The organism is Streptomyces sp. NPDC048600 (assembly GCF_055587025.1).
Genome location: NZ_JBVJGZ010000004.1, coordinates 1 through 9,729 on the forward strand (window position 1 = coordinate 1; position 9,729 = coordinate 9,729).

At 71.0% G+C, this 9,729-nt stretch carries 5 protein-coding genes; all 5 read left to right on the top strand.

The window, feature by feature from the left end; all coding sequences use genetic code 11:
- Window positions 1–751: extracellular solute-binding protein (locus ACZ6SQ_RS06245; protein WP_469557235.1), on the top strand; the 751-nt coding region annotated here is incomplete at its 5' end.
- Window positions 752–981: 230 nt separating this feature from the next.
- Window positions 982–2,610, top strand: coding sequence for a glycoside hydrolase family 13 protein (locus ACZ6SQ_RS06250; RefSeq protein ID WP_469557237.1), 1,629 nt, complete (start codon window positions 982–984; stop codon window positions 2,608–2,610).
- Window positions 2,611–2,720: 110 nt separating this feature from the next.
- Window positions 2,721–4,763 (top strand): glycosyl hydrolase family 28-related protein, encoded by a 2,043-nt coding sequence (locus ACZ6SQ_RS06255; protein WP_469557239.1) that lies wholly within the window; start codon window positions 2,721–2,723, stop codon window positions 4,761–4,763.
- A 125-nt stretch (window positions 4,764–4,888) separates the two neighbouring features.
- Window positions 4,889–5,902: a LacI family DNA-binding transcriptional regulator gene (locus ACZ6SQ_RS06260; RefSeq protein WP_469557241.1), complete on the top strand. Its 1,014-nt coding sequence runs from the start codon at window positions 4,889–4,891 to the stop codon at window positions 5,900–5,902.
- A 276-nt stretch (window positions 5,903–6,178) separates the two neighbouring features.
- Window positions 6,179–9,562: a CARDB domain-containing protein gene (locus ACZ6SQ_RS06265; RefSeq protein ID WP_469557242.1), complete on the top strand. Its 3,384-nt coding sequence runs from the start codon at window positions 6,179–6,181 to the stop codon at window positions 9,560–9,562.
- Window positions 9,563–9,729: the final 167 nt, after the last annotated feature.

Below are 9,729 nucleotides of genomic sequence, written 5' to 3' on the forward strand. Positions count from 1 at the left end.
GTTCGGTGAGTACAGCGCGGCGAACACCGGCGGCTGGCACTTCACCGCGCAGATGTACAGCCGCGGCGGTGACGTGGTGGACGCGAGCGGGAAGAGGGCGGCGTTCAACGACGACATCGGCCGGCAGGTCGCGCAGAACCTCCACGCGATGCGCTGGGAGGACGACAGCATGGGCAGGACCCAGCTGCTGAAGTGGGGTGACCTGCAGAAGCAGATCGCCACGGACAAGCTGGGGATGTTCCTGGCGGCGCCGGACGACATCGCGTACATGGTGCAGCAGCTGGGCGCGGAGTACGAGAACTTCGGCATGGGGCCGATCCCGGGCGGGACGAACACGCTGGCCGGCGGCAACAACTACATGGTCAAGCAGGGGATTTCGCCGGACAAGGTGAAGGCGGCCGTGGCCTGGCTGAACTTCAAGAACCTCACCGTCGGCAAGGGTCAGTTCAACTGGCCGCGCACCAGGGCCGACAAGCTCCCGGTGGGCGTGCCGCAGCCCAACTTCTGGACCGGCGAGTCGAAGAAGACGGACGACGCGGCCCGCGCGGCCAACGCCACCATGCCGGTCGAGAACTTCCGGTCGTTCATGGACAGCCCGGTGGCCGGCAAGGCCGAGCCGCCGAAGGCGCAGGAGCTCTACAAGATCCTCGACAACGTGATGTCCGGCATCCTGACCAACGAGGACGCCGACATCGACAAGCTCCTCGACACCGCCGAGGCGCAGGTCAACCAGGTCCTCGCCAACCAGTGACCGGTCCGGGCGGGACGGTGTGCCGACGGCCCGCCCCGCCCGGCCGCCAAGTCACGGCACGGCACGGCACGACTGACAACCGCGCATCAGGACCGAGACCGGCGATGTCGGCCCTCGTCCCGAGACGCGGCCGTGCCATCCCCGAAGCCTCCGCCGCCGTTCCGTGTCCGACACGCCCCGCCCGACCGGGGCGGCGGCGGAGTACCCTCCCCTGCCCGAAAGGACCTCACGTGGCAGCCCCTCACCCGCCCCGCACGGACACCTGGTGGCGCGACGCCGTCATCTACCAGGTGTACCCCCGCAGCTTCGCCGACGGCGACGGCGACGGCACCGGCGACCTCGCGGGCATCCGAGCGAGACTGCCCCACCTCGCCGAACTCGGCGTCGACGCCGTCTGGTTCACCCCCTGGTACACCTCACCCATGATCGACGGCGGCTACGACGTCGCCGACTACCGCGCCGTCGACCCCGCCTTCGGCACCCTCGACGAAGCCGAGAAACTCATCGCCGAAGCCCACGCCCTCGGCATCCGCACCATCGTCGACATCGTCCCCAACCACGTCTCCGACCAGCACCCCTGGTTCAAAGCCGCCCTCACCGCAGGACCCGGCAGCCCCGAACGCGCCCGCTTCCACTTCCGCCCCGGCCGCGGCGAGCACGGCCAGCACCCGCCCAACACCTGGCCCTCCCAGTTCTCCGGCACCACCTGGACCCGCGTCCCCGACGGCGAGTACTACCTCCACCTCTTCACCCCCCAGCAGCCCGACCTCAACTGGAACCACCCCGACGTCCGCCGCGAGCACGAGGACATCCTGCGGTTCTGGCTCGACCGCGGCGTCGCCGGCGTCCGCATCGACTCCGCCGCCCTCCTCGCCAAACACCCCCACCTCCCCGACTTCCACCCCGGCACCGACCCCCACCCCTACATCGACAGGGACGAACTCCACGACATCTACCGCTCCTGGCGCACCGTCGCCGACACCTACGGCGCCGTGTTCGTCGGCGAGGTCTGGCTGCCCGACCCCGAACGCTTCGCCCGCTACCTGCGCCCCGACGAACTGCACACCGCGTTCAACTTCTCCTTCCTCACCTGCCCCTGGGAGCCCGGCCGGCTGCGCACCGCCATCGACGACACCCTCGCCGAACACGCCCCCGTCGGCGCCCCCGCCACCTGGGTCCTGTGCAACCACGACGTCACCCGCACCGTCACCCGCTACGGCCGCACCGACACCGCCTTCGACTTCGCCGCCAAAACCTTCGGCACCCCCACCGACCTCGGCCTCGGCACCCGCCGCGCCCGCGCCGCGGCGCTGCTCACCCTCGCGCTGCCGGGGTCGGTCTACCTCTACCAGGGCGAGGAGCTCGGCCTGCCCGAGGCCGACATCCCCCGCGAACGCATCCAGGACCCCATGCACTTCCGCTCCGGCGGCACCGACCCCGGCCGCGACGGCTGCCGCGTCCCCCTGCCCTGGCACGCCGACGCCCCCCACTACGGCTTCAGCACCACCACCGGCACACAGACCGGCACCGGTGCCGAGCCATGGCTGCCCCAGCCCGCCGACTGGGCCCACTACGCCGTCGACCGCCAGGCCACCGACCCGCACTCCATGCTCACCCTCTACCGCCGCGCCCTGCACCTGCGCCGCACCGAACCCGGCTTCGGCGACGGCCCCCTCACCTGGCAGCCCACCCACCCCGGCATCCTCACCTTCACCCGCCCCCACGGCCTCACCTGCACCGTCAACCTCACCGACCACCCCGTCCCCCTCCCCCCACACACCCACCTCCTCCTCACCAGCAACCCCCTCCACCCCGACGGAACCCTCCCCCCGGACACCACCGCATGGCTGCGCACCTGATCCGCCGACCGTCCGCCGCGCCCGCGTCCACGGGGGACGCGGGCCCGGCGAACGCCGACCGGGCCCGCCCGGCACTCCCCGCACGGCCCCACGACAGAAGCGAGCCCCCGATGTCCACGAGCCATGTCCGCAAACCGGCCGTCACCGGCGCCAGAACCACCGCGCTGCTGTGTGCCCTGGTCTCACTCGGCGCCGCGATCGACGGCACCGCCGTCGCCTCCTCCGGCGACCGGCCGCACGCCCCGCAGCCCGCCCGTCCCGTCGTCACCCGGGCCGCGCTCGACCCGGCGCTGGTCGCCGGACGGGGCGCGGACGTCGCCTTCGACGAGCAGGAGGCGGAGAACGCCGTCACGAACGGCCAGGTCATCGGCCCCGACCGCACCCCCTACACCCTGCCCTCGGAGGCCTCGGGGCGTAAGGCGGTACGGCTGCTGCCCGGTGAGTACGTCGAGTTCGTCCTGCCGCGTGCCGCCAACGCCCTGACCGTGCGCTACAGCATCCCGGACTCCCCCACCGGCGGCGGTATCACCGCCCCGCTCGACGTCACCGTCGACGGACGGCACCGCCGCACCATGACCCTGACGTCCCGGTACTCCTGGCTCTACAACCAGTACCCCTTCACCAACGACCCGCAGGCGGACCTGCTCCACCCGGACTGGTGGATCACCGAGTGCGCCTGTGTGCCCGCGGCCACCACACCGGCACCGCAGATCACCAAGCCGTTCCGGCCGACGCACTTCTACGACGAGCAGCGCCTGCGGCTGGACCGTACGTACCGCGCGGGTGAGCGGGTACGGCTCACGGTGCCCCGAGGAAGCCGCGCCGCCTGGACCGTGATCGACCTCGTCGACACCGAACTCGTGGCGCCGCCCCAGGTGGTACGCGGGGGTGTCGACGTGCGGGCGTTCGGTGCCGATCCGACGGGACGCAGGGACGCCGCCCCCGCGATCGAGCGTGCCATCGCCCACGCCCGGCGCACGGACCGACCCGTCTACCTCCCGCCGGGCACCTACCAGGTCAACCGGCACATCGTCGTGGACGACGTCACGATCACCGGTGCGGGCAACTGGTACACCGTCCTCAAGGGCCGTGAGGTCACCCTGGAGGAGCCCGCGCCCGACGGGTCCCGGCACACCGGCGTCGGCCTGTACGGCAGAAGCGCCGAGGACGGCGGCAGCCGCGACGTCCATCTGTCCGGCTTCGCCGTCGAGGGCGATGTCCGCGAGCGCGTCGACACCGATCAGGTCAACGCCATCGGCGGCGCGATGAGCGACTCCTCCGTCAGCGGGCTGTATCTGCATCGCACCAAGGTCGGCCTGTGGTTCGACGGGCCCATGTCGAACGTGCGGGTGACCGACAACATCATCGCCGACCAGATCGCGGACGCCCTCAACTTCCACACGGGCGTGACCGGTTCACTCGTCCACAACAACTTCGTCCGCAACACCGGCGACGACGGCCTGGCCATGTGGTCGGACCGGACGGCCGACGCGGACAACGTGTTCTCCCGCAACACCGTCCAGTCCCCCACCCTCGCCAACGGCATCGCGATCTACGGCGGCCGGGACAACACCGTCAGCGGCAACCTCGTCGCCGACCCGGTCCGCGAGGGGAGTGCACTGCACGCGGGGTCGCGCTTCGGCGCGGAGCCGTTCACCGGCCGGCTCAGCTTCACCGACAACACCACGGTCCGGGCGGGCACCCTGGACCTCAACTGGCGGATCGGCCTCGGCGCGATCTGGTTCTACGCCCTCGACGGCAGCATCGACGCGGACGTCCGGGTCACCGGCGACCACTACCTCGACAGCACCCACAACGCGATCATGCTGGTCAGCGAGTACGGCGTGAAGGACCGGTACGACATCCCCGCCGTCCACTTCAAGGACGTACGCGTCGACGGCACCGGCAACTCGGTGTTCAGCGCCCGCGTGAAGGGATCGGCGACCTTCGAGAACGTGGACGCCCGTGGCGTCGGCGCTGTCGGGGTGAACAACTGCGGATCGTTCAACTTCCCGGCCACCGGCTCGGAGTTCAGGCTCGCCGACCGCGGCGGCAACGACGGCGGCTGGCTCGCTCCCTGGATGCTGCCCAACACGATCACCTGCGACGACCGCCCACCCGTGGTCGAGCCGCCGGCGCCGTCGCCCTGGTGACGGCCCGACCGGGTGCCGTGCGCCAGGGAGACCCGAGTCACCTCCCCGACGCTTGCATGAAAGGACTGCGAGAAATTTGAGATCAACCGCAATCCACTTGCAGAAATTGCGCTAGTCTTGCGTTCATGACGCGACGACTTGCTCAGGTGGCGAAGAAGGTGGGGGTCAGCGAGGCGACGGTCAGCCGTGTCCTCAACGGCAAGCCCGGGGTGTCCGAAGGGACCCGCCAGTCCGTGCTCACGGCGCTCGACGTGCTCGGCTACGAGCGCCCGACGCAGCTGCGCGGGGAGCGCGCCCGGCTCGTCGGTCTGGTGCTGCCGGAGCTCCAGAACCCCATCTTCCCGGCGTTCGCCGAGGTCATCGGGGGTGCGCTCGCCCAGCAGGGGCTGACACCCGTGCTGTGCACACAGACCAAGGGCGGGGTCTCCGAGGCGGACTACGTGGACCTGCTGCTTCAGCAGCAGGTCTCCGGCGTGGTCTTCGCCGGCGGTCTCTTCGCCCAGGCCGACGCCCCGCACGAGCACTACCACCGGCTCGCCGAGCGCAGCATCCCGGTCGTCCTGATCAACGCCTCGATCGCCGGACTCGACTTCCCCTGTGTGTCCTGCGACGACGCGGTAGCGGTCGAGCAGGCCTGGCGCCACCTGGCCTCACTCGGGCACGAGCGGATCGGCATGGTCACCGGACCGGCCGATCACGTTCCGTCGCGGCGCAAGCTGGCGGCCGCCCGGGCGGCCGCCGCGGAAGCCGGCCTGACCTGGGCCGAGGAGTTCGTGGAGCGGTCGATCTTCTCACTGGAGGGCGGCCAGGCCGCGACCACGCGCCTGCTCGAGCGCGGCGTCACCGGCATCGTCTGCGCCAGCGACCCGCTCGCCCTCGGCGCCATCCGCGCCGCCCGCCGCCGCGGCCTCGCCGTCCCCACCGACGTCTCCGTCGTCGGCTTCGACGACTCCGCCTTCATGACCTGCACCGAACCCCCGCTCTCGACCGTCCGCCAGCCCATCGAGGCCATGGGCCGCGCCGCCGTCGACCTGCTCTGCGCCCAGATCCAGGGCACCCAGGCCCACCCCGGCGAACTCCTCTTCGAGCCCGAGCTCGTCGTCCGCGGCTCGACCGCCCCGCCGCCCAGCGCCCGCTGACCCACCGTCGGCCGACCGACGACCGAACACCCCTCACCTCACCGGCACCGGTGTCCCGCCGCCCCCAGCGGCGTGCGACACCGGTGCCGTCGTCGTTCCCGGACACGTTCACCAAGAGGGAACTTGACTGAACCGTTGACAAAGTCGTCACGCAGTAGAAACCTCTCACCCTGGCGTACGCAAATGAAGCACAAAATTACTCAAGAAGTCGCTTACAGTCGCCACCCCTCATCGGAGCAGGCACGGCACGTGCCGCCCGGATCATGGAGAGGCACCATGAGACGAAGCCATACCGGCAGCCGACTAGCCGCCGGACTGCTGACCGCCGGACTGATCGCCGTCGGACTGAATCCCGCCCCCGCCTCCGCCGCCCCGGCGGCGGATCCCAACCTCGCCCTCGGCAGGCCGACTTCGGCCGGCGGAGCGCTCGGCGGATACCCGGCGGCCCATGTCACCGACGGCAGCCAGCAGTCGTACTGGGAGGGTCCGACCGGTTCCTTCCCGCAGTGGGTGCAGGTCGATCTCGGTTCCCAAGTCGTCCTGGACCGCCTGGCGTTGAAGCTGCCCACGGGCTGGGAGCGGCGCACGCAGTCGCTCGCCGTGCTCGGCAGCAGCGACGGCAGCTCCTTCACCACGCTCACCACCGCACAGGCCCGGTCCTTCGACCCGGCCGCGGCGAACACCGTGGACATCGACCTGCCGTCCGCCGACGCCCGCTACGTACGCGTGCAGGTGGCGTCCAACACCGGCTGGAACGCTGCCCAGTTGTCCGAGCTGGAGGTCTACGGCTCGAGCGGGCAGAACCCCGAGGAACCGCCTCCGGCCGAAGGGACGAACCTCGCCCGGGGCAAGCCGATCGAGGCGACCTCCACGACCCAGAACTACGCGGCGACGAACGCCAACGACGACAACACCGGCACCTACTGGGAGTCGGCCGGATTCCCCTCCAGCCTCACGGTCCGGCTCGGCGCCGACGCGAACGTCGGCGGAGTCGTCGTCAAGCTGAACCCCGAGCAGATCTGGGGACCGCGCACCCAGTCGTTCCAGGTGCTCGGACGCGGTGAGTCGGCAACCGACTTCACCACGCTCAAGGCGCGCGCCGACTACGCCTTCAGCCCGTCCTCCGGCCAGAACTCCGTCGTCGTCCCGGTGACCGGCAAGGTCGCCGACCTCCGGCTGACCTTCTTCTCCAACACCGGCGCCCCCGGCGCCCAGGTCGCCGAGGTCCAGGTGATGGGCACGGCCGCGCCGAACCCGGACCTCGTCGTCACCGACCTGACCTGGTCGCCGACGGCGCCGTCCGAGCGGGACGACGTCACGGTCGCCGCCACTGTCCGCAACGCGGGCACCGCCGCCGCGCCCGCGACGACGGTGAACGTCAGCGTCGAGGGCACGGTCGCCGGTTCCGCCGCGGTACCCGCACTCGCGGCCGGGGCCTCCGCGACCGTCGACGTCCCCGTCGGCAAGCGCCCGATGGGCTCCTACAGCGTGTCCGCCGCCGTCGACCCCACCGACACGGTCACCGAGCTGGACAACAGCAACAACAGCCGGACCGCGTCGAACAGACTGACCGTCAGCCAGAGCCCGGGTCCCGACCTGAGGGTCACCGGCATCACCAGCAACCCCGCCTCGCCCGCGGTCGGCGCGCCCGTCTCCTTCACGGTCGCCGTCAACAACCGTGGCACCACGGCCGTTCCCGCCGGAACCGTCACCCGGCTGACCGTCGGCGGCACCACCCTGAACGGCACCACCGGTGCCGTCGCCGCCGGCGAGACCGCCTCCGTCGCCCTGTCCGGCACCTGGACCGCCACCAATGGCGGCGCCACGCTCACCGCGACCGCCGACGCCACGAACACCGTCCAGGAGACCGACGAGAACAACAACGTCTTCTCCCGCTCCATCGTCGTCGGACGCGGCGCGGCGCTCCCCTACACCGAGTACGAGGCCGAGGACGCCCGCTACAACGGCACGCTCCTGACCGCGGACGCGCAGCGCACCTTCGGCCACACCAACTTCGCCACGGAGTCCTCCGGCCGCAAGTCGGTACGGCTCAACACCACCGGTGAATACGTCGAGTTCACCTCCACCGTCGCCGCCAACTCCGTCGTGGTCCGCAACTCGATCCCGGACGCCGCGGGCGGTGGCGGCCGCGAGGCCACCCTCAGCCTGTACGCCGACGGTCAGTTCGTGCGCAAGCTGTCGCTGTCCTCCAAGCACAGCTGGCTCTACGGCAACACCGACCAGCCCGAGGGCCTGACCAACACGCCGGGCGGAGACGCGCGCCGGCTGTTCGACGAGTCCAGCGCCCTGCTGGCGAGCAGCTACCCGGCGGGCACCAGGTTCCGCCTCCAGCGCGACGCCGACGACACCGCCGCCTTCTACGTCGTCGACCTGGTCGACCTGGAGCAGGTCGCGCCGCCGTCGCAGAAGCCCGCCGCGTGCACCTCGATCACCGAGTACGGTGCCGTGCCCAACGACGGCATCGACGACACCGACGCCATCCAGCGGGCCGTCACCGCCGACCAGAACGGCACGATCGAGTGTGTGTGGATCCCCGCGGGCCAGTGGCGCCAGGAGCAGAAGATCCTCACCGACGACCCGCTCAACCGGGGCACCCACAACCAGGTCGGCATCCGTGACGTCACGATCCGCGGCGCCGGCATGTGGCACTCCCAGCTGTACACGCTGACGCCACCGCACCAGGCGGGTGGTATCAACCACCCGCACGAGGGCAACTTCGGCTTCGACATCGACGACAACACCAAGATCTCCGACATCGCGATCTTCGGCTCCGGCACCATCCGCGGCGGTGACGGCAACGCCGAGGGCGGCGTCGGCCTCAACGGCCGGTTCGGCAAGAACACGAAGATCAGCAACGTGTGGATCGAGCACGCCAACGTCGGCGTCTGGGTCGGCCGCGACTACTCCAACATCCCCGAGCTGTGGAATCCCGGCGACGGCCTGGAGTTCACCGGCATGCGGGTGCGCGACACCTACGCCGACGGCATCAACTTCGCCAACGGCACCCGCAACTCGACCGTCTACAACTCGTCCTTCCGCAACACCGGCGACGACGCGCTCGCCGTGTGGGCCAGCAAGTACGTCAAGGACACCTCGGTCGACGTCGGCCACGACAACCACTTCCGCAACAACACCGTCCAGCTGCCCTGGCGCGCCAACGGCATCGCCGTCTACGGCGGGTACGGCAACACGATCGAGAACAACATCGTCTCCGACACGATGAACTACCCCGGCATCATGCTGGCCACCGACCACGACCCGATCCCGTTCTCCGGGCAGACCCTCATCGCCAACAACGCGCTGCACCGCACGGGCGGGGCGTTCTGGAACGAGGACCAGGAGTTCGGTGCCATCACCCTGTTCGCGCAGGGCCCGGACATCCCGGGCGTGACCATCAGGGACACCGAGATCCACGACTCGACGTACGACGGCATCCAGTTCAAGACGGGAGGCGGAGCGATGCCGGGCGTGCAGGTCAGCAACGTCCGGATCGACAGGTCGGTCAACGGCTGCGGCGTCCTCGCGATGGGCGGTGCCCGCGGCAGCGCGACACTGACGGGGGTGACCATCACGAACTCGGCGGAGGGCGACGTCTGCGTGGAGCCCGGCTCGCAGTTCGTCGTCAACCGCACCGGCTGACACCTCGCGCACCTGGGCGGGGGGGGGGGGGGGGGGGGGGGGGGGGGGGGGGGGGGGGGGGGGGGGGGGGGGGGGGGGGGGGGGGGGGGGGGGGGGGGGGGGGGGAGTGGGGGAGGGGGGGGGGGGGGGGGCGGGGGGACGGGACTCGGGATTCGAGCAGGTGCTGG

Excerpts from the sequence above, each read along its gene's own strand:
- ACZ6SQ_RS06255 (WP_469557239.1), top strand. The coding sequence starts at position 2,721 with ATGTCCACGAGCCATGTCCGCAAACCGGCCGTCACCGGCGCCAGAACC.
- ACZ6SQ_RS06265 (WP_469557242.1), top strand. The coding sequence starts at position 6,179 with ATGAGACGAAGCCATACCGGCAGCCGACTAGCCGCCGGACTGCTGACC.
- ACZ6SQ_RS06260 (WP_469557241.1), top strand. The coding sequence starts at position 4,889 with ATGACGCGACGACTTGCTCAGGTGGCGAAGAAGGTGGGGGTCAGCGAG.